The 20,152-nt window shown below is 61.8% G+C and carries 23 protein-coding genes; 14 read left to right on the top strand and 9 right to left on the bottom strand.

Annotation, left to right across the window (positions count from 1 at the left end):
• The first annotated feature begins 316 nt into the window (after positions 1 to 316).
• The 7 genes from xylF to AC1DZP_RS01630 all read left to right on the top strand — a co-directional run bounded on the left by xylF (position 317) and on the right by AC1DZP_RS01630 (position 7,131).
• Positions 317 to 1,357, top strand: coding sequence for a D-xylose ABC transporter substrate-binding protein (gene xylF / locus AC1DZP_RS01660; protein WP_477299922.1), 1,041 nt, complete (start codon positions 317 to 319; stop codon positions 1,355 to 1,357).
• Between the two features lie 149 nt (positions 1,358 to 1,506).
• Positions 1,507 to 2,838: a sugar ABC transporter permease gene (locus AC1DZP_RS01655; protein WP_477227753.1), complete on the top strand. Its 1,332-nt coding sequence runs from the start codon at positions 1,507 to 1,509 to the stop codon at positions 2,836 to 2,838.
• A 15-nt stretch (positions 2,839 to 2,853) separates the two neighbouring features.
• Entirely contained in the window at positions 2,854 to 3,654 is an 801-nt protein-coding gene (locus tag AC1DZP_RS01650) for an ATP-binding cassette domain-containing protein (RefSeq protein ID WP_457151628.1), read from the top strand.
• Positions 3,655 to 3,750: 96 nt separating this feature from the next.
• A complete protein-coding gene (locus AC1DZP_RS01645) occupies positions 3,751 to 4,059 on the top strand; it encodes a putative quinol monooxygenase (protein WP_477227754.1) in 309 nt (102 codons plus the stop codon).
• Positions 4,060 to 4,093: 34 nt separating this feature from the next.
• Positions 4,094 to 4,408, top strand: a complete 315-nt coding sequence (locus AC1DZP_RS01640; protein WP_457151626.1) for an EthD family reductase — start codon at positions 4,094 to 4,096, stop codon at positions 4,406 to 4,408.
• 69 nt (positions 4,409 to 4,477) lie between these two features.
• Positions 4,478 to 5,335, top strand: coding sequence for a sigma-70 family RNA polymerase sigma factor (locus AC1DZP_RS01635; protein WP_477227755.1), 858 nt, complete (start codon positions 4,478 to 4,480; stop codon positions 5,333 to 5,335).
• Between the two features lie 155 nt (positions 5,336 to 5,490).
• Positions 5,491 to 7,131, top strand: a complete 1,641-nt coding sequence (locus AC1DZP_RS01630; RefSeq protein ID WP_477299921.1) for a CHASE domain-containing protein — start codon at positions 5,491 to 5,493, stop codon at positions 7,129 to 7,131.
• A 162-nt stretch (positions 7,132 to 7,293) separates the two neighbouring features.
• On the opposite strand, the gene AC1DZP_RS01625 is transcribed toward AC1DZP_RS01630, so the two are convergent.
• The 5 genes from AC1DZP_RS01625 to AC1DZP_RS01605 form a co-directional block, all read right to left on the bottom strand.
• Positions 7,294 to 7,539 (bottom strand): YMGG-like glycine zipper-containing protein, encoded by a 246-nt coding sequence (locus tag AC1DZP_RS01625; RefSeq protein ID WP_457151623.1) that lies wholly within the window; start codon positions 7,537 to 7,539, stop codon positions 7,294 to 7,296.
• Positions 7,540 to 7,622: 83 nt separating this feature from the next.
• Positions 7,623 to 7,949, bottom strand: coding sequence for a hypothetical protein (locus AC1DZP_RS01620; RefSeq protein ID WP_457151622.1), 327 nt, complete (start codon positions 7,947 to 7,949; stop codon positions 7,623 to 7,625).
• Positions 7,950 to 8,213: 264 nt separating this feature from the next.
• A complete protein-coding gene (locus AC1DZP_RS01615; protein WP_477299920.1) occupies positions 8,214 to 9,245 on the bottom strand; it encodes a sensor histidine kinase in 1,032 nt (343 codons plus the stop codon).
• Positions 9,246 to 9,431: 186 nt separating this feature from the next.
• On the bottom strand, positions 9,432 to 9,596 hold the full coding sequence (locus tag AC1DZP_RS01610; protein WP_027031438.1) for a DUF1328 domain-containing protein: 165 nt from the start codon (positions 9,594 to 9,596) through the stop codon (positions 9,432 to 9,434).
• A 204-nt stretch (positions 9,597 to 9,800) separates the two neighbouring features.
• A complete protein-coding gene (locus tag AC1DZP_RS01605) occupies positions 9,801 to 10,595 on the bottom strand; it encodes a response regulator (RefSeq protein WP_457154515.1) in 795 nt (264 codons plus the stop codon).
• Positions 10,596 to 10,819: 224 nt separating this feature from the next.
• Between AC1DZP_RS01605 and AC1DZP_RS01600 the strand changes: the two genes are divergently transcribed.
• Positions 10,820 to 11,023: a NepR family anti-sigma factor gene (locus AC1DZP_RS01600; protein ID WP_095089301.1), complete on the top strand. Its 204-nt coding sequence runs from the start codon at positions 10,820 to 10,822 to the stop codon at positions 11,021 to 11,023.
• A gap of 3 nt (positions 11,024 to 11,026) precedes the next feature.
• Positions 11,027 to 11,578 (top strand): sigma-70 family RNA polymerase sigma factor, encoded by a 552-nt coding sequence (locus AC1DZP_RS01595; protein ID WP_095089299.1) that lies wholly within the window; start codon positions 11,027 to 11,029, stop codon positions 11,576 to 11,578.
• A gap of 42 nt (positions 11,579 to 11,620) precedes the next feature.
• Here the strand turns inward: AC1DZP_RS01595 and AC1DZP_RS01590 are convergent, their stop codons facing one another.
• Positions 11,621 to 12,175 carry a response regulator gene (locus tag AC1DZP_RS01590; RefSeq protein ID WP_477227759.1) on the bottom strand — a complete coding sequence of 185 codons (555 nt, stop codon included), beginning with the start codon at positions 12,173 to 12,175 and terminating at the stop codon, positions 11,621 to 11,623.
• Between AC1DZP_RS01590 and AC1DZP_RS01585 the strand changes: the two genes are divergently transcribed.
• The 3 genes from AC1DZP_RS01585 (at position 12,145) to AC1DZP_RS01575 (ending at position 13,832) form a co-directional block, all read left to right on the top strand.
• Complete coding sequence (locus tag AC1DZP_RS01585) at positions 12,145 to 12,906, top strand: Crp/Fnr family transcriptional regulator (RefSeq protein ID WP_095089297.1); 762 nt, start codon at positions 12,145 to 12,147, stop codon at positions 12,904 to 12,906. The two genes, AC1DZP_RS01590 and AC1DZP_RS01585, sit on opposite strands and share 31 nt — an antisense overlap.
• A 129-nt stretch (positions 12,907 to 13,035) precedes the next feature.
• Positions 13,036 to 13,362 (top strand): ElaB/YgaM/YqjD family protein, encoded by a 327-nt coding sequence (locus tag AC1DZP_RS01580; RefSeq protein WP_095089295.1) that lies wholly within the window; start codon positions 13,036 to 13,038, stop codon positions 13,360 to 13,362.
• Positions 13,363 to 13,373: 11 nt separating this feature from the next.
• On the top strand, positions 13,374 to 13,832 hold the full coding sequence (locus AC1DZP_RS01575; protein ID WP_477227760.1) for a hypothetical protein: 459 nt from the start codon (positions 13,374 to 13,376) through the stop codon (positions 13,830 to 13,832).
• 75 nt (positions 13,833 to 13,907) lie between these two features.
• On the opposite strand, the gene AC1DZP_RS01570 is transcribed toward AC1DZP_RS01575, so the two are convergent.
• Positions 13,908 to 15,449 (bottom strand): sensor histidine kinase, encoded by a 1,542-nt coding sequence (locus AC1DZP_RS01570; RefSeq protein ID WP_477299919.1) that lies wholly within the window; start codon positions 15,447 to 15,449, stop codon positions 13,908 to 13,910.
• A 155-nt stretch (positions 15,450 to 15,604) separates the two neighbouring features.
• On the opposite strand from AC1DZP_RS01570, the gene AC1DZP_RS01565 reads away from it, so the two are divergent.
• A complete protein-coding gene (locus AC1DZP_RS01565) occupies positions 15,605 to 15,778 on the top strand; it encodes a hypothetical protein (RefSeq protein WP_457153024.1) in 174 nt (57 codons plus the stop codon).
• Between the two features lie 29 nt (positions 15,779 to 15,807).
• On the opposite strand, the gene AC1DZP_RS01560 is transcribed toward AC1DZP_RS01565, so the two are convergent.
• A complete protein-coding gene (locus AC1DZP_RS01560) occupies positions 15,808 to 16,728 on the bottom strand; it encodes a diacylglycerol/lipid kinase family protein (protein WP_477227762.1) in 921 nt (306 codons plus the stop codon).
• Between the two features lie 255 nt (positions 16,729 to 16,983).
• Between AC1DZP_RS01560 and AC1DZP_RS01555 the strand changes: the two genes are divergently transcribed.
• Complete coding sequence (locus AC1DZP_RS01555) at positions 16,984 to 18,321, top strand: PRC-barrel domain-containing protein (RefSeq protein ID WP_477299918.1); 1,338 nt, start codon at positions 16,984 to 16,986, stop codon at positions 18,319 to 18,321.
• Positions 18,322 to 18,390: 69 nt separating this feature from the next.
• Here AC1DZP_RS01555 and AC1DZP_RS01550 read toward each other — a convergent pair whose 3' ends face one another.
• Positions 18,391 to 19,944: an alkaline phosphatase family protein gene (locus AC1DZP_RS01550; protein ID WP_477299917.1), complete on the bottom strand. Its 1,554-nt coding sequence runs from the start codon at positions 19,942 to 19,944 to the stop codon at positions 18,391 to 18,393.
• Positions 19,945 to 20,152: the final 208 nt, after the last annotated feature.

Raw genomic sequence — 20,152 nt, 5'->3', positions numbered from 1 at the left:
CTCCCGAAGGCCATCAGCGAAGCCTGAAAGCGCGACGCGCTTCAGGCACTTGTTTCTGCGCGTGTCGTTGCCCCAAAACCGCTGCGCACTTTTGGGGCGACATGCGCCAAGCCAAATTCTGGCAGAACCCCACCATCATGTCATTATTTATTCCGGAGCTCGAAAAAAACTCGAAGAGACGTCAAAATCCATCAGAATCGATGTTGACAGCGTTCGGGCGTTGGATCACTATTTTTTCGAGGCTCGAAAAAATAGAGCCTCTGTGCCGGCCTACGGGTCAGTTTGGTCGCGCCATACGCGGCGCAGGGAGGATATTATGAAAAAATTCACAGCCGCCATCCTGGCGGGTGTCGCCATGTCGCTGACGCTGGTGTCGGTCGCGCAGGCGAAGGACAAGGTCATCGGCGTTTCGTGGTCCAACTTCCAGGAAGAGCGCTGGAAGACCGACGAAGCGGCGATGAAGAAGGCCATCGAGGCGGCTGGTGACAAATACATTTCCGCTGATGCGCAGTCCAATCCGGGCAAGCAGCTCACCGACGTCGAGAGCCTGATTTCGCAGGGCGCCAACGCGCTGATCATCCTGGCGCAGGATGCCTCGGCCATCGGCCCGGCGGTGCAGAAGGCATTGGACGAAGGCATTCCGGTCGTCGGCTATGACCGGCTGATCGAGAACAAGAACGTGTTCTACCTGACCTTCGACAACAAGGAAGTCGGCCGCATGCAGGCCCGCGAAGTGTTCAAGGTCAAGCCGGAAGGCAACTACGTCTTCATCAAGGGCTCGGGCGCCGATCCGAATGCCGATTTCCTGTTCGCCGGCTCCATGGAAGTGCTCAAGGCAGCCATCGACAGCGGCAAGATCAAGAATGTCGGCGAAGCCTATACGGATGGCTGGCTGCCCGCCAATGCCCAGAAGAACATGGAACAGTTCCTCACCGCCAACGACAACAAGGTCGATGCCGTGGTGGCAGCCAATGACGGCACCGCCGGCGGCGTCGTCGCCGCGCTGACGGCGCAAGGGCTGGCAGGATCGGTTCCGGTGTCCGGCCAGGACGGCGACCATGCCGCACTGAACCGCGTCGCACTCGGCACACAGACCGTGTCGGTGTGGAAGGACGCACGCGAACTCGGCAAGAACGCCGCCGAGATCGCCTCGCAGCTGGCCGCTGGCACTGCCCTGGACAAGATCCCGAACGCCGTGAAGTTCACCACGCCCGGCGGCAACGAGACCAACTCGCTGTTCCTGACCCCGATCGCGATCACCAAGGACAATCTCAACGTCGTCATCGACGCCGGCTGGATCAAGAAGGACGAAGTCTGTGCAGGCGTCGCCGCCGGCACCGTCGCGGCCTGCAACTAAAACCGAACGGGATCCCGGTTCGATCTCAGCGCCGCGGCCCCTGGGCCGCGGCGTTTCTCAAGGGGCATTCCGCTTCAAATGATCGCGGAAAGCAAATAGCATCGTGTTTCCGGCATCCGCGCCAGACGGCAAACCGGTGGGAGGACTTCATGACCGACACGGCCTCTAACACGCCTGCCGCGAATACGCCCGCAGACCGGGCGCGTGCGTCCGAATTGAGCGCCGTCGGACGCTTCCTCAAGGCGACCGAACTCGATACGCGCATGCTTGGCATGGTCGGTGCGTTGCTGGTCATCTGGGTCGGCATTCATATCCTGTCGGGCGGACTTTTCCTGACGCCGCGCAATCTCTGGAACCTGTCGGTGCAGACTTCCTCGGTCGCGATCATGGCGACCGGCATGGTGCTTGTCATCGTCATGCGCAACATCGACCTTTCGGTTGGTTCCGTCGAAGGCGTGATCGGTATGATCATGGGTGTGGCGCAAGCCGAATTCCTCATTCGCGTCATCGGCTTCCAGCTTGGAAATCCCTGGCTCTGGATCATCGCACTGGCCGTCGGCGTAGTGCTCGGTCTTGTGATCGGCGCCTTCCAGGGCTTCATCATCGCCTATCTCGAAGTTCCTGCCTTCATCGTGACGCTGGGCGGTCTGTTGGTCTGGCGCGGCATGGCATGGCTGATCACCAACGGGCGCACGGTCGCGCCACTCGACGCTACATTCCAGTTGATGGGCGGCGGACCGCGAGGCTCGGTCGGCGCCACCGCCAGCTGGATCATCGGCATCGTCGCTTGCGTGGCTGTGGCTTTCGCGTTGCTCAACGGCCGGTCGCAGCGCAAACGGTTCAACTTTCCACTGCGCCCCGTGTGGGCGGAAACCTTTCTCGGTGTGGTCAGTTGCGCTGCCATCCTTGGGGCCGTCTGGATCGCCAATTCCTATCCGTGGCCAATCGGCATCGTGCGCCAGTATGCACAGCAGAACGGCATCACCATTCCCGAAGGCGGGCTGTTCATCGCCCACGGCATCGCCATACCGGTGCTGATGGCTGTCGCGGTCGGTATCGTCATGACCTTCATCACCAAGCGCACCCGTTTCGGCCGCTATGTCTTTGCCATCGGCGGCAATCCAGAGGCCGCCAATCTCGCCGGCATCAACACCCGCTGGGTGACCATGAAGGTGTTCATGATCATGGGTGTACTGGCCGCGATCAGCGCGGCGATCTCGTCGGCCCGCCTCAACGCGTCGACCAATGCGCTGGGCACGTTGGACGAGCTGCTGGTGATCGCCGCCGCCGTCATCGGCGGCACCTCGCTTGCCGGCGGCTCGGGAACGGTGCTCGGCGCCATGCTCGGCGCGTTGCTGATGCAGTCGCTGCAGTCCGGCATGGTGCTGCTCGGCATCGACTCGCCGCTGCAGAGCATCGTCGTCGGCGCCGTGCTGGTCGTCGCGGTCTGGCTCGATACCGTCTATCGCAAGCGCGTCTAGGGGAGGACAAGGATCATGGCAGACAAGACCGCTCCTACCAGCACTGCGCTGATCGACATGCGCAACATCTCGATCGCCTTTGGCGGCATCCGCGCCGTCGACGACGCCTCGATCGACCTTTTCCCCGGTGAGGTCGTGGCGCTGCTGGGACACAACGGCGCCGGCAAGTCGACGCTGATCAAGATCCTGTCCGGCGCCTACAAGCGCGACGCGGGCCATATCTTCGTCAACGGCGAGGAGGCATCGATCTCCAACCCGCGCGACGCCAAGAAATACGGCATCGAGACGATCTACCAGACGCTGGCTTTGGCCGACAATGTCGATGCCGCCGCCAATTTGTTCCTCGGCCGGGAACTGATGACCGCCTGGGGCACACTCGACGACGTTGCCATGGAGGCCGAGGCGCGCAAGGTGATGGGCCGGCTCAATCCGCGCTTCCAGCGGTTCAAGGAGCCGGTGATCAAGCTGTCTGGCGGTCAGCGGCAGTCGGTGGCGATCGCGCGCGCGATCCTGTTCAATGCGCGCATCCTGATCATGGACGAGCCGACGGCGGCACTTGGTCCGCAGGAAACGGCGCAGGTCGGCGAACTGGTCAAGCAGCTCAAGTCCGACGGCATCGGCATCTTCCTGATCAGCCACGACATCCACGACGTGTTCGAGCTAGCCGATCGGGTCTGTGTCATGAAGAACGGCCAGGTCGTCGGCACCGCGCGCACCACCGATGTGACCCAGGACGAGGTGCTCGGCATGATCATTCTGGGCAAATGCCCGCCTGGCGCCATTCCCGGGCCAGGCGCCCTGAAGATCGCCGCCTAGAACTCCAGCGGATCTTCCAAAAAAATCTTGCTACGTCTCGATCCGTTTCTGCCCGTCGGATCGTCCTTGGTGTGTCCAAACAGAAGGAGACATGCCATGTCCGACGAGTCCGTCATCTTGATCAATCTGCTTAAGGTCGAACCCGGGAAGCAGGATGCGCTGATCGCGCTCTTGAAGCAGAACACCGATACGGTGGTCCGCACGCTCCGCGGCTGGAAGACGACCCGGCTGATCGCGGCGCAAGACGGCGCCGGCGTCGTCATCTACTCCGAGTGGGAGACCCCCGCAGCCGTCGAGGCGATGCGCAGCGATCCGCGTATGAAAGCCTATTTCCCGAAGATATTGGAGCTGGCGAGCCTGGACTCGATCATGGGCTCGGCGGTGTTGAGCGAAACACACAAGTAAGAATGCCTCACACAAGCAACAAAGGAGAACCACAATGGCTCGGATGGTTGTGATTTACCCGACACCGGAGAACGTCGAGGCGTTTGACCGGCATTACTTCGAAATCCACGTGCCTCTCGCCAAGAAGCTTCCGGGCCTCAGGAAATACGAAGTCAGCAATGGCCCTATCGCAACGCCGGTAGGACCCTCCAATGTTCACCGGATCGGAACGCTGTATTTCGACGACCTTGCGGCGATCGAAAAGGCGTTTGCAAGCCCGGAGGGGCAGGCGGCCGGGGCGGATCGCCGCCTTTTTGCGCCTGATGACTCGGGCGTTCAAATGTTCCTTTTCGACAACAGGGAAGTTTGAACCCTCTTCCTTGTTCGTCTCGGGTAAAATGACGACGAAAGAGCGCGCAGGCGCGGTAGGTCTCGATACATGAACGGGAATGAATTCGAGGATCGTCTGAAAGCGCTGCGGCCACGCCTTCACCGCTACTGCGCGCGCATGACGGGATCGGCGGTCAATGGCGAGGACGTATTGCAGGACACCCTCGTCAAGGCCCTTCACGCGCGAGCCCAGGGCGCTGGAGTGGATAACCTCGAGGGCTGGCTGTTCCGCATCGCCCACAATGCGAGCCTCGATTTCCTGCGCGCCAAATCCCGGAACACGGTCGTCCCGCTTACCGAAGACGTCGAAGCGGCGCCCATACCTGAGGCGGACATCGTCGCGATCAGCTTTCAGACGTTTCTGCGGCTACCCGAACTTCAGCGCTGCGCGGTGATCCTCAAGGATGTTCTGGGTCATTCGGTCGACGAGATCGCAAGCATAGCAGGGTGCTCTCCGACAGCCGCAAAATCGGCGCTTCAGCGCGGGCGCGCTGCGCTGCGGCTTTTCGCACAGGCGCCCGAAGACACAAGGCTGCCGCTGATGTCCGATTCGGACCGGCGCAAGATCGCCGCTTATGTCCATCTGTTCCGGAGCGGCGATTTCGACGCAATCCGGGTCATGCTTGCCGACGACGTGAAGCTTGATCTGGTGAACCGGATCCAACTGGAGGGGCGCGACAAAATCGGCATCTATTTCACGCGCTATGCGCAAGAGACGAAATGGCGGTTCGCCCTCGGCGCTGTCGAAGGGAAGCCGGCTATGCTGGTCTTCGACAGCACCGGCCGGATGGAAAGACCTGCGCATTTTGTCCTGATCGACTGGTCGGAAAGCCGGATCATCGAGATCCGCGATTTCTTGTTCGCTCCCTATGTGCTCGAAGCCACAGATTGGGTGCGGTTGGACTAGTGTCTACGGTACCACCCTGGCCGGACGAACCGTGCCTGGCCGCTGGTTGCCGGTCATGTGATGTGCCAGCCGTCATGATGGCTTGGCCTTGCCATTGTGTTGGCACATCGACTTGCCCATAAAGGTCCGACATTGCCCATGGACCGCATCATCCGTTGAAGAAGCTTTTTCCAATCGTCGCGTTCGTCGCCGTTGCACTGATCAGCATGACGATGGCGGGCTTTGCCTATTTCGCGACGCAGGAAGCCGCCCGCATCAAATTCGAAGCGACGGCCGACGATGCGCTCAACCGGATCGAGAGCCGCATCGACTTGCATCTGTCGCTGCTGCGGTCGACGCAGGCCCTGTTCGATGCCCGCAACGGCGATATCTCGCAGAACGAGTTCAAGGCGTTCTTCAACGCGCTCGATGTCGACAACAATTTCGCCGGCTTGCGCGGTATCGGCTTTCTCAGGCTGGTGAAGACGGGGGACGAGGCGGCGGTCGAACGCGACATGCTGCACGACCTTGGTGTCAGCCATCCGATCTATCCGGACACCACGCAACCCTGGCGCGCGCCCATCGCGATGTTCGAGCCGCTGGATCCATCCAACCAGGCCGCCATCGGCTACGACATGTTCAGCGAACCGGTGCGACGCGTGGCCATCGAAAAGGCAATGTCCGACGATGAGCAGCACGCCAGCGCGCTGGTGCAGCTCGGCCAGAGCACGGGTGCCGCGCAGACGTTCCCGGGCTTCCTGGTCTTCGTGCGGCTCAATGTCGAAACCGCTCCCGATGTCATCAATGCGTCCAGGTCCTCCACGGCCGGCTTCCTCTACGCGGCTTTTCGGGCACGGGACCTGTTCCAGATAGCGCTCAGCCGGTCGCCGCTGCTGCCGGTCAACACCGAAATCTATGACGGCGCTGTGAGTGGCGACAATCTCTTGTTCCGGTCGGAGACGCCGCCAGTGTCATCCTTCGGGGACAGGCTGCTGGTCACCCGCAAGATCATGGTGGCCGGCCAACCATGGACGGTCCTGTTTCGACCGACAAGCGCCTTCACGCAGCCGTCGTCGCGGGCAATTCCGGTGATGCTGGGGCTGTTCGGCTTGCTGCTGGCGGGCGCCATCGCTCTGGTGGCGCGCTATCAGGAGCGGGCCTATGAGGCGGCGTCGCGCTTGCATGAGACGACGGAAAAGAGCCTGCTCGAAAAAGACCTGATGCTGCAGGAGATGAAGCATCGCATCAAGAATTCGATCACCCGAGTGCTGGCGATCGCGCGCCAGACGGCTTCGCGGGCCACTGACGTCAACGAATTTTCCTCGTCCTTCTCGGCCAGGCTGCAGGCGATGGCGGCGTCTCAGGACATGCTGACGCGCTCGCGCTGGCAGAAGGCAGACCTTGGCGATCTCCTGCGCATCGAGCTCGGTCAGGTGTTCGGCAAGGAGCTGCCGGAAGAGCTTCTGTCGGGGCCGGAGGTGCTGCTCGACGAAACCACGACGCAGGCGCTCGGCCTGACGTTCCACGAACTGGCGACGAATGCATTGAAATATGGCGAAACCGGCAATTCAGCCAATTCGCTCAAGGGAGATTGGGCGCTCAAGGTCGACTGGTCGCTCGAAGGACGCGGGCGCGACAGGGTGCTGGTTCTCAACTGGCGCGAAACCGGACAGAAGAAACTCGAAGCGCCGGCCAAGACAGGATTCGGCACCAAGCTGATCGATCTCAACGTCACGCGCGAATTGCGTGGCACGATCAACCGCGATTATCGCGATGATGGGTTGAATGTGGAGATCAGGATTCCGCTGACGGGCTAGATCAGTTTCACTGAAACGTAGAGCCGCTCTATCTTCTTGTTTTGACGCAAAATTCCGGACGGAAAACCGTTTCATCAAGCGAACAGAAATGGTGCGTCCAGACGTCGAAAATCCGGAGGCCGGCGGACCGGTCTCCGGATCGACGTTTCGATTATCGCCGAACTAGTTGCAGCGAGCCGTGTAGATCCGGCCGCGATGATCGCGATACTGGCAATAGCCGTTGCGCAGGTTGCGCACCAGCAGGCCGGAACCGGCGCCCACAGCCGCGCCGATCAGCGCGCCCTTGCCGCCACCGACCAAGCCGCCGACGCCGGCGCCAATCAAGCCGCCGCCGACCACGTCCTTCTCGGTGCTGGTGCAGCCGCTGAGGGCAGCCACCGCAATCATGGCAATAATCATCTTCCGCATAGAGTCACTCCTCGCTTTGTGTCCACACTTTGGTAAGCTCCAGCAGCCATTTAGCATGAAATGGCCGCCTTTGCTGCTGCAATCTATTGTTGGCGAAGATAGTCTTTTTCTGGGCGCGGGGCGCTCGATGCCATGACGACGTTGGAGATTGCCAGGGAAGCGTCGAGCGTGCCGTCCGGGCGAACGTTCCAGACGATCTGGTCGTAGTCGTCTTCCAGCGCCGGATCGACGGCAAGGCACTTGGCGACGATGTGCTGAGCCTGCCCCTGCACGTCGCCCAGCGCGAATGGCCGTTCGGCGACGCATTGGTCGGCGGTTTCGAAAACGCTTACCGGTACCTGCAATTCATGGCAGTCGGCCATCGTGTTCGAGCAACCGATGACCAGCAACAATGCAGCAATGTGTTCCATGGCGACATGTCCTCTCGCCACACTAACGGTCCATAGCCGCCAAAGTTCCTCGGCCGCAGGGCGACCAGCGAAATAACGCGGCGCAACGGGCAATTCCGGCGCCGACCGCGACAGCAGACGCAGTCGGCGGACGTCCGGAGACCAACTTCAACGCGGCAATGTTCGACGGTCCAGCAGGTTCCAGCGGTACCTGGGAAAAACAGAATCCGCTTTTATGGTGAATAGCCGGTTAAGGATGGATGATCAGACGAGAGGCGCGGCCGCTCACTCGGTCTCGAAATTGCCGTGCGGAACGACAAGGCGGTATTCAAGGCGACCGGGCATCAGCTCCAGCGTCGCCGTTCCGTTCAGGGAGGCGGGCACGACCCGCTCGAGCGCGACACTGCCGAAGCGCTTCTCACTGTGCTCGACGTCGCTCGCCGGTATCGCTTCGGACCATGTCAGCGACAGCGCCAGGCCGCCGGCAGCAGCATTGAGATCGGCCGTAACGTCAACGAAGCCATCTGGACGTGAGAGAGCGCCATAGCTGACCGAGTTGACGGCGAGTTCATGCATGGCAAGGCCGATGTGCAGCGCGGCGTTGGGATTGAGATAGGGATTTGCGCCGCGGAAGCGCAGGCCGTGCGACGGATTCACCCCGTTGCGACTGACCTGGCCCGACACCAGCTCGCGAAGTGCGGCGCCGCGCCAATTTGAGGAGGTCACCAGATCCTGGGACGAGGCCAGCGACTGCAGCCGGCCGCGAAAGCGCGTCAGGAAATCAGCGATGCCATCGGAATAGCGCCCGGTCTGGGTGGCTATGCTTTGAATGATCGCCAGGAGGTTCTTCGAGCGATGACTGACTTCGCGCAACAGCGTCGTCAGGGTCTGCTCGCGGCGCTTCTGATCGGTCGTTTCGACCATGGTGGTGACGACACCTTGCACCGTTCCACCATCGCCATGGTCGGCGTCGACCCAGACCTGAAACCAGCGAAAGCCGTCCTCGGCGGGGACGCTGATTTCAAGGCGTTGCGGATTGCCGGATGCGATGACGTCACGCTTTGCCGCGCCGATGCGGTCGATCTGCGCCGCGGGCAGGATGCCGTTGCCGTCCGCGGTGTCGGAAACCCACGGCGCACGCATATTGCGCGCCCATACCGTTTTCAGCTCGCGATCCTGATAGAGAACGGAAATGCCGGCATTGTGCAGCGCGTGGAGAAGAGCCCGGCCAAGTTGCATGCCACTTTCGGCGGGATGCAGGGCGATGACTTCATCGCTTGGCACGTCGTCTTTCCTATCTCCGGCCCTGGAACGCATCGCCAATCTGTCCACCCAACTCAGGCTGAACGGCTCACCGCGGAATGGGTTCCAGAGGGCTTCCCGAAAACCCGCCTCCAAAAGCGGTCCGCCGAGCGGTATCCGTTGAAGGATGCCGCCCGGCGGTGGCTGGAAACCGTTTGAGGGGTGCGGCTTCCAGTGTTCGCTCGGATGATCGTTCGGTCCTCACGCCCGTTTGAACAGGCCGGCAAGAAGCGAAATGACCAGGAAAGCGAGAAAGATGAAAAACAATATCTGCGCTATGCCGGCAGACGTGCCGGCGATGCCGCCGAAACCAAGCGCGCCGGCTATGATTGCCACGACGAGAAATACGAGCGCCCAGTAAAGCATGATCCATCTCCTTCGAATGGTGTGATGAAAACGTGGGTAGATGCGGTTTGTTCCACCATTTGCCGAAAAAGACGATGCTTGCCAATCGTTCCAGACAAGGGTGGCGCCGGGAATTCGCTGATGACGGGGTCCCGGCATGTCAAAGGCCGCCTGATGCATCGCATCAGACGGCCTTTTGATATCGCGTCGTGCCTGCCGCTGCCCCTAGGCGGCGGCTTTCGCCTGGCGATCGAAGAACAGCGCCTGGCTGATAAGAGCCTTAACCATGTCGGGGTTGAACGGCTTGGTGACCAGGAATGCCGGCTCGGGGCGTTCGCCGGTCAAAAGACGCTCGGGGAAGGCGGTGATGAAGATGACCGGCACCGACGTCGACGACAGGATCTCGTTCACGGCCTCGATGCCCGAGCTGCCGTCGGCAAGCTGGATGTCGGCAAGCACCATCTTGGGCCGCGTCTTGCCGAACATCGTCACCGCCTCGGCATGCGTGCGCGCCGTTCCGACGACGCGGTGACCGAGGCTCTCGACCATTTCCTCTATGTCCATAGCGATCAGCGGTTCATCCTCGATGATCAGCACGTCCGTTGCCACCTGGCGGGATATTTCGTTGCTTGCCTGGGCAAGCAGCTCTGAAAACTCCTGGTCGCCGGCATCGAGGATCTCGGCCGCCTCGTCTTCACTGAAACCTTCGACGGCGACCAGCAGGAAGGCCTGGCGGGGACGCGGCGCAATCGCGTTCAGATTGGCGGCGGCGCGCTGTTCCCATGGCGACTGCGCCTGCTCCTGCGGGACGCGGATAGCGACCGACGTAAACAGCTTGGCGAACACCTTGTAAAGCGCGATGCGGTCGCTCGAGGCCTCGGGAAAGATATCGATATCGGCGATGATGGCTTCCAGCATCGCGGCGACCAGCGCGTCGCCACTTTCCTGCGATCCGGAAACGGCCCGGGAGAAGCGGCGCAGGAACGGCAGATGTGGTGCGATGGTGGCTGATAAGCTCATGGTAAGACGTCTCCCTCAGAATGACGTGGTTGCATAGAGTGCAGGTCAAGCTGATTGCAAGCCCCGGTCAAACAACGCCGGTCTTGAGAAAAAGTTCCGACCTTGATGGAACTAACGCGCCGGGACGGCGTTTGAAGTTCGGACGGGCAACCAGACGAGGGGGCCGCTTGCGTTGTGTTGAGTAGTGTGATGAGCGGCTTGGGCGCTGGGAATACAAGGGCAAAATGAAGGATATGACGAAAGATATTCTGGCTGGCGTCGCGGGCAGGCGCCGGAACGGGTCCAGTGACGCACTCGGGCCGAATTCCGAAATCGGACGCAAACTCAAACAATATTACGATGAGCTGGTCTCTGACGATGTGCCGGATCGCTTTGCACAGTTGCTCAGTCAACTGGAGCAGGCCGAACCCGCACAGAAGAAGGACTGAAGCATGGCAGCGGTCTCCCAAGGCTTCAAGACCGATCTGCTTGGGGCAATCCCGAGCTTGCGCGCCTTTGCCGTGTCGCTGACGCAAAATGCCGACAAGGCGGACGATCTCGTCCAGGAAACACTGGTCAAGGCCTGGGACAAGCATGAGAGCTTCCAGCCCGGCACCAATCTCAAGGCGTGGCTGTTCACCATCCTGCGCAATGAATTCTATTCGCAGATGCGCAAGCGCGGGCGCGAGGTGCAAGACAGCGACGGTATCATGACGGCCAGGCTTGCCGTTCATCCGGCCCAGCATGGCCAGCTCGACCTGAAGGATTTTCGCGGCGCCCTCGAGCAATTGCCGGAAGATCAGCGCGAAGCCATCATCCTCATCGGTGCGTCGGGCTTCTCCTACGAGGAGGCGGCCGAAATCTGCGGTTGCGCGGTCGGGACGATCAAGAGCCGGGTCAGCCGGGCCCGCACGCGCTTGCAGGAGATCCTGAAGATATCCGGCGAAGACGAGTATGGTCCGGATGCGATTTCGACTCAGGTCACGGGCTCGCCGGCCAACTGAGCTGCGATCGCAAGGTGCGATCCGCAGAAGTTGGATCGCGTCTCAGCCGGGAGAACCCCGCCCGCAGGCCGCCGCCACCGCTTGCATGAGGTCCTCACCCGAATAGGGCTTGCCGACCAGCCTGACGCCCGGAAACGATGTCTTGATTTCATCGGGATCCGAATAGCCCGAGGCAAACACGAACGGCACGCCCGCCGCGCGTAGGCCCGACGCGAAATCGAGTGTCGAGGCGCCACCCAGCATAAGGTCGACAATGGCGGCGTCGAAGTGCGTGGCGATTTGTCGATCGTCGATCTCGGCCAGATCGCGGGCGATCACCACCTCGCCCGCACCATGATCGCGGCAAAGCTGCTCGACATCCATGGCGATGAGAAACTCATCCTCCAGGACCAGAATCCGCAATCCATCAAGCAAAGGGGACACAGGCAAGGGCTCCTTGTAACGGATGGAGTCATGATCGCTATTTGGCAAGCTGTCATTTAAAAAAGACATGTGCCCGTGCGGAACCTCGATCCGCGCGACGCGTTGGGACGCAGCCTTGTGCGGGCTTTCGAAGAGGGGTCGAAATGTCGGGCCAGAGCGGTCGTGCTTTCTCAAGTCGCCAGTATCCTTGCGAGAACTGCCCGTTGCGGCCGTTACCGGTCTTCCGCGACTTCGAAAAACAGGAACTGGCCTTCATCAGCAAATTCAAGAAGGGCGAACTCGCCGTCGACAAGGGCGCCACGGTCCTGGTGGAGGGAAGCCACAGCGCCCATCTCTACACCGTGCTCTCCGGCTGGGCGTTCCGCTACAAGCTGTTGCAGGACGGCCGCCGCCAGATCCTCAACTATCTGATGCCCGGCGATCTGATCGGCCTGCAGGGCAGCGTGATGGGCGAAATGCAGCATTCCGTCGAGGCCTTGTCGCCGATGCTGCTGTGCGTTTTCGAACGCGAGTCTCTCCACGAGCTCTACCGCAATCATCCTGGGCTCGCCTACGACATCACCTGGATCGCGTCGCGCGAAGAGCGCATGCTGGACGAGAATCTGCTCAGCCTCGGGCGGCGCAGCGCCATCGAGCGCGCAGCCTATCTTATCGCCTTCATCGGCAGCCGGGCAAAGGTCGTTGGGCTGAATGGCAAGCAATCCGTTCAGATACCGATTACCCAACAGCACATCGCCGACACGCTCGGCCTGTCGCTGGTCCACACCAACAAGACGATCCGCAAGCTGATGGACCGCAAGCTGATTGTCTGGCGCGACGGCGGTTGCGAGGTCACCGATAATGAAGGGCTCAAGCAACTCGCCGGCTGGGAAGGGCTGGGCGAGGCGCGCCGGCCGCTGATCTGACGAAGTGCCTTTTTGTCAGCGCCAGCGGATCGGGTGCACACGCACGCGTTTTCGGCTACTTTGTCCCTAATGCCGGAACCTTGAGACATGCGGCGCGTTTGAAATCAAGCAATCACAAGGAGTTAAGCAATGGCAACTGCCGCAGGAAAGACCGCAACCGAAGGCCCGTCGAATTCAGATCTCGAAGCCGATATCAGGCAATTGAAGGCCGATATCGACAAGCTCACCAAGCAGTTGGCCAAGACCGGAGAGCATGGCTACGGCACCGCGCGCCGTGCGGCTACGGAAGGGGTCGAGCAATTGCGTGCGCAGGGCGAAGCAGCCTTTGACAGCCTGCGCGGCAATGCCAAGGATATCGAAGCGCAGTTGATGGCGAGCGTGCGCGAAAAGCCGGTGACGTCACTGGCGATCGCCGCCGGCGTCGGCTTCCTCTTCGCGCTCCTCGCGCGTCGCTAGTCGCATTCCAGATGGGAATGCTCGCATCCCTGATTGCAGGTCTGGCATCGGGCGAAACCGCCGCCGCCATACGCCGGGCGCGCACGGCGGCAATCGTCTATGGGCTCGCCATATCCGTGGCGCTCTGCGGCCTCGGCTTTCTGGTCGGGGCAGCCTATATCTGGACGGCAAGTCGCTACGGATCGCTTGCCGCCGCGCTGGGCTTTGGCGCCGGTTTCATGTTGCTGGCCGGGCTGATCCTGCTGATTTTCCAGATATCCGCAGGCTCACGTGCCCGGCGCCGCGCACAACAGCGCAATGCCGACATGAAAGCGATCGGCATCACCGCGGCGCTTGCCGTGCTGCCGGCGCTGCTCAAGGGCAAGGGCGGTCTCGGCGTCATTCTGGGTCCTGCCGTGGCGCTGGCTGCCTACGCCATCTACCGCGAAAACGTGAAACCAGACGATCCGGAAGAAGACGAGCGGAAGTAAGGTCGGTTCTCTCTTTGACCATGATCTCTTCCGAAAACCGGCTTCAACTTTGCGTCGCGGCCTTTTGGTTCGGCATCATGGCTTGTCACTAGGCAGATCTTCCAGCGGCATCGATATTTCGGCAAACACGCCTTCCGGCCGGAACTCATGGGTCACTTCGCTTGAAATGACCTTGGCAAGGCTGCGTCGGATGAGGATCGAGCCGAAGCCGTGTCGCTCCGGCGGGGCGACTTGCGGGCCGCCGCTTTCGCGCCAGGTCAGCACGAGGCGTCGGGTCCCCTTTCTGCCTTTCGTCCTCCAGCCGAGATCAACCTTGCCTGACGCCACCGACAGCGAGCCATATTGCAGCGCATTGCTTGCCAGTTCATGCAGGATCAGGCCAAGCCCGACAGCCTGGTCTGGCGACAGCAACAAATCGTCGCCGGAGATCGTCATGCGCGGCTGGTCGGCGGTGTCGAAAGGCCTGACCTCGATCTGGACGAGTTCACGGATGCCGATGCCGCGCCACTCGCGGTCGGACAACAAATTGTGGGCGATGCCCAGGGCCTGAAGCCGGGCACCAAAGGCTTCGAGGAACTCGCTGGGCTGGCGGGCATGGCGCACAGTCTGCGTCGCCAGTGCCTGGACGGTCGCCAGCGTGTTCTTGACGCGGTGGTTGAGTTCGCGCAGCAGCAGCCGTTGCCGCTCGTCGCCAAGCTTGCGCTCGGAGATGTCGTAGTTGACGCCGAAGATCAGGGTCGGCTTGCCGTCGCCGTCGCGCTCGATGACGCGGCCGCGCGTGGCGAGCCAGCGCGGCGGATGAAAGCCCTTCACCCGGTATTCGCCGAAATAGTCGTCGCTGCCGGTCAAGGCATCGCGAAAGCGGGTTTCGGTCTGGTAGACGTCGCGTGGATCGATGACGGTGAGGATGTCGCGCGCCCGCAGCCGGTTCGAGCGCGGCAGGTTGAACAGCTCCGACAGCAAGATATCGCATTCGATGATGTCGGTGCGGATGTCCCATGCCCAGCTGGCGAGCGAAGCTGCGTCGAGCGCAATGGCGCGCCGCTTTTCCTCACGCACAAGTGCTGCCTCGGCGATAGCACCGCTGCGGGTCGCATCCTTCAAAGTGAACAGGCTAGCGGCGAGGCCGGCGAGCGCCTTCAACTGCTTGAGCATGGCGCTAGACGGAAAGGCATGCGGCTTGCGGTCGAGCACGCACAGCGTGCCGATGCGGGCGCCAGCCACGATCATCGGCGCGCCGGCGTAGAAGTGGAGATGATGCTTGCCGGTGACCAGCGGGTTGGTCTTGAAACGTGGGTCCGTCGTGGCATCCGCCACCACCATCGGCTCGTCGCCGGCGGCAATCGCATGGGCGCAGAAGGAGATGTCGGTCGCGGTTTCGGTCTCGTCCAGACCGATACAGGATTTGAACCATTGGCGCTTGTGGTCGACGAGCGTCACCAAGGCGATCGGAACCTGCATAGCCGCCGCGGCAAGGCTGCTTATGCGGTCGAAATCCGGATCGGCCGCCGTATCCAACGCCTCCAGACCGTGCAGCACGGCCAGCCGGTCCTCGTCCTTGACCGCGCGCGCAACTTCGGCCGGCAGATTCGGCACTGTTTCCGCCTTGCTGTTCACCCAAGTCCCCAATGGCCCGTCCCGGCCTTCGCTGCTTCCCGCACCTGCCGGCTCATGACCAGCCGGCGTCCCCGGAACCATCCTAGCGAGGAACCGTTACCCGACCGTGTTTTGCCGACCGCGCCAGTTGGCGAATAACGAGACAAGGACCGATCATGACCAAGATCATCCCCGAAAACAAAGCGCGTCAGGGGCGGTGGGGCTGGCACGGCTTGCGTATCCTGATTGCAGCGCTGCTTTTGGCCTTCGCGGCCTGGGGCATCGCCGAAATCTATGGTGAAATGGCCAAGACGCCGGTGACGGAGCAAGGAAGCGCGCCAAGCGGCTAGATTTTCGGCCTTCATCGTTGGAGATCGCATCAGGCAGCCTTCGCCTCTGCGATGCGGGCCGGTACCAGGACATTGAGTGCGCCAGGCCGGATTTCGATCGTCGTCTCACGGTCAAGCCTGACCAGTTCACCGTCGATGACGGCACGGAACTTTCTGCTGCCCGAATGGATTTTCAGGACCGTTCGGTCAGCTTGATGGATTTCCACGTGTTCGTTGTCGCGCCATTTTCCGCGCGCCATGTTGAAGAAGAATTTGACCAGTTCGGCACGCTGCTGCGCCACCGTGACATAGACGCCAAGCACGCCGCCCGCCGGGTTGTCGGCGTAGGGCAGGTGGCCTTCGCCGAACAGATTGTTGGTGATGCCGATGCCGGTGATGCGGGCCGCCATCTCGGCGTTGCCGATGCTGAGCGTCACGTTCATCGCCGGTGGATTGTTGATCGTCGCCCAGGCCGCCTTGGCCGAGGCGCCGATCTTTCCCAGACGTGAACCGAATTCCATTTTCTGGCGCAGCTGCACCATCTTGGCATGCATGCCGATTGAGAACTGATGAACGAAGGGCCGGCCGTTTGCCGTGGCCACGTCGACCGCGATGATCTCGCCATCGGCGAAGGATTTCAGCGCGGCATCGAGGGACTGCGGAATACCCAGTCCGCGTGCGAACAGATTCATCGTGCCGGCCGGCAATATGGCAAGCGCCTTCCTGGTGCCCATCAGCCGGGCGGCGGCGGCGGAAATGGTTCCATCACCGCCGCCGGCCAGCACGACATCGACAGCGCGTCGCGATGCAGCGCCATCAAGCGTCTCCACCACGTCCTTGCCGGCAACGACATCAATGCTGAGGGAGTGGCCTGCCGTCTCCAGGGTCTGGCGCATTCTGTCGGAAAAGACGGCAAGGTCCGTCGTGCGCAAGGTGCCGCCGTCCCGGTTCAGCACCGCAGCAAATTTCATGCCCCGCTCCGCCATTCCATCACGATAGGGCCGGGATAGACCCAGCCACGGGCTGAAACGCGACCAAGCGGGAAAGGTTCCGTTTTGAGAAACCGCCGGCGCTTCGCCGCTTCTTGGCTTCGGCACGACGCGAAGTGTTTTGTCGGAACAACAGCATGGTCACGACGTTGTGAAGAAGATGCCGCGTCCGAACCTCCTCAGCGACGGTTCAACCGAGCGCGGCGCGTACGAAATCACCCACGAGGAGAGATCATCATGACCCGCAACCTCTTAGCCACGACCGCACTCGCAGCGCTGGTCGCGACCGGGGCCTATGCGCAGAATGCGACATCCCCGGCGCCGGCCCAGACCCCCGCTGTTCAGGAGCCAGCCGCCACTCCGGTGCGCACCGAAGGCAGCATCGTCACCAACATCATCGGTGAAACCGTGTACAACGGCACCGGCGACGATGCCGAGAACATCGGCAAGGTCAGCGATGTCGTCTTCGACAAGGATGGCCAGGCCAAGTCCGTCGTCATCGGCGTTGGCGGTTTTCTGGGTGTGGGAGCGAAGAATGTCGCCTTCGATTACGACAAGCTGCAATGGGCCGAAAGGAACGGCGACCGCTGGCTGGTTGCCCAGGCGACCAAGGACGAACTGACGGCGCAGCCGGAGTTCGACAGCAAGCCCTATGCACCGGCTCCGGCACCGGCCGCATCGACGGACGCAAAGGCTCCGGCTGCATCCGCGCCGGCTGACACCGCGCAGACACCCGTCGACATGAATGCTGCGCCGGCCGAACCGGTGAAGCGCGCCGACGGCAATCTCGCCACCAACATCATTGGCGAAACCGTCTACAACGGCACCGGCGATGACGCGCAGAACATCGGCAGCGTCAACGACATTGTTCTGACAAATGAAGGCAAGGCCGAGTCGCTGGTCATCGGCGTCGGCGGCTTCCTCGGCCTTGGCGCCAAGAATGTCACCTATGATTTCGGCAAGGCCCAGTGGGCCGAGAAGAACGGCGACCGCTGGCTGGTGGCCCAGACCACCAAGGAGGAACTTCAGGCGCAGCCGGATTTCAACCGCAAGGCCTATGATCCGGCACCGGCAACGACGGCTTCCAATGAGCCGGCTGCAACCGCACCGGCTGCTGCACCGTCCGATGCCACGGCTCCTGCCGTCGCACCGGCTGACAAGACGGCTGAGGCTCCTGCTGCTTCGACACCCGATGCCTCGGCACCCGACCAGACCCAGACGGCGGCAATCGACAAGTCGACCTTAACCGAGATGCCTGTCGGCGAGATTCGCGCCGAGGACCTGAAGGGCACGACCGTCTACGGCGCCAATGATGCCAAGGTCGGCGAAATCGGTGACGTCGTGCTGGCGCCCGACAACAAGACCGACGCTGTGATCGTCGACGTCGGCGGCTTCCTCGGCATTGGCGAGAAGGAAGTCGCGGTCGGCATGGATAATCTCAAATTCATGACCGACAAGGATGGCAGGAAGTACCTGTACACGACCTTCACCAAGGAACAGCTCGAGGCTCAAACTGCTTACGACAAGGGCAGCTATACGGAGAAGCGTGACCAGCAGCGCATGATCGTGCAGTAAGAAGCAATGATGGCAGTAGGCCAGTAGGGCAGTAGGGCAGTGGGTGCTGCACAGTCCAGGCCTACTGCCCTACTGTCTGGATCCCCTGCTAACATGGCCGGCAACGCCGTGCGCCGTTAGCTCGGCCAGTGCCAGCGACTGGTCGAGATGTTCAGCCCGCCAGGCAAGCAGCCTTTCGGCGAACTCCAGCCGCACGGCCAGGTGGGCCGGATCGGCGGCGAGGTTGTTCAATTCGCCCGGATCGCTTTCCAGATCGAACAGCAGCGGCGGCAAGTTACCGCCGAAATGCACATATTTGAATTTTTCCGTGCGGATGACGGCGAGATTGCATTGGCGTGAGGCGACACCGAAATGCCGTTCGGCTTCGCCCTCGGCAATCGAGCGGAAATCGAACTCCCAATGCGCGGCATCGCGCCAGGCTGCAGGGCTCCCGCCGCTTAGGAACGGCTTCAGCGAGCATCCGTCGAGATGCGGTTGTGGGGCTTCGCCGAGCAGGTCGAGAAGCGTCGGCAAAATGTCCACCGCTTCGGTGAACCGATCGACACCGCCGCCGGCGGCCTTGCCGTGACGCGGGTCGCGGATGATCAGCGGAATGTGGTAGCTGCCGTCGAAATAGCCGCCCTTGCCCAGCATGAAATGGTCGCCCATCATCTCGGCGTGGTCTGATGTCAGCACGATGATGGTGTCGTCCCACGCGCCTGCGGCCTTGACCGCTTGCCAGATACGGCCGAGCTGCGCGTCGACCTCCGAGATCATGCCGTAGTAGATCGCGCGGATGCGCCGAAAATCGTCGCCGCTCCAACCATGCACCTTGCCGCTGGCCTCGGGACGGAACTTGGCCTGCTTCTGCCGGCCGAGATCATAGGCGAGATAGGGGTGGCTCTCCGCTTCTGCCTGCCAGTTCGCTGCACGGTGGAAGGCAGGACCGGCAGCCGGATCATACAAATTGTTGTATGGCTCGGGCGCGATGAAGGGAGGGTGCGGGCTGATGAAGGAAAGATGGGCAAACCATGGCACATCGTTCTCCTGCTCGCTGAGCCAGCGCGTGAATTCGCCGGTTAGAAAGGAGGATGGGGTTTCGTCCTTCGAATAAACGGGCGGTGCGTTGCTGACGGCGGCCTCGGCCTTGCCGCCTTCGTTCACCGGGCGATGGATATCCGGCGATCCGGCGCCGGTATCGATGCCCCGCTGCTTGAGCCAGGACAGCCACTGCTTCTGATGCTCGGGCAGCAACTGGCGCACCGTGAATCCAGGCAGCACGCCTTCATAGCTTTGCAGCCGTGGGTCGCCCGGCGCCAGCAGGCGCGGGTCGAGCGATACGTCGGTGTAGCCGAACAGCGTCGGATCATAGCCGAGGCTGCGGGCATGCAGCGCGATATTGCCGTGACGGGCGTCGAGCGGCGTGCCGTTGCGGCAGACGCGGTTGTTCATCTGGTAGAGGCCGGTGTAGAGGCAGGCGCGGGCCGGCGAGCAAGGTGCCGCACCACCATAGTGCCGTTTGAATAGCACACCCTCGGCGGCCAGCGCGTCGGCATTCGGCGTCTTCACAACCGGATGGCCGGCAGCCGACAGGCAATCGCCGCGCCACTGGTCGCATGTGATCAGAAGAACATTCGGGCGCATGGCTTTTCCGGTCACTCGCGATACCCTTATCCTGTATGGTCGAACGCCGCTCATGGAACCGAATTCCGGCGATGGCGCAAGCCTGACATATTCGTCAATTGGTGAACGAAGTTATTTGGATTGTTCACTTTTAAAGCACAGTCCATTCTGTGTTTGCCGCCTTTGCCGCAGACTATGGAGCCCTCATATAGGCGTGGACAGCGGCAAG

This window comes from Mesorhizobium sp. P2_F8 (assembly GCF_056403655.1).
This window is presented reverse-complemented; position numbering and strand designations above follow the sequence as displayed.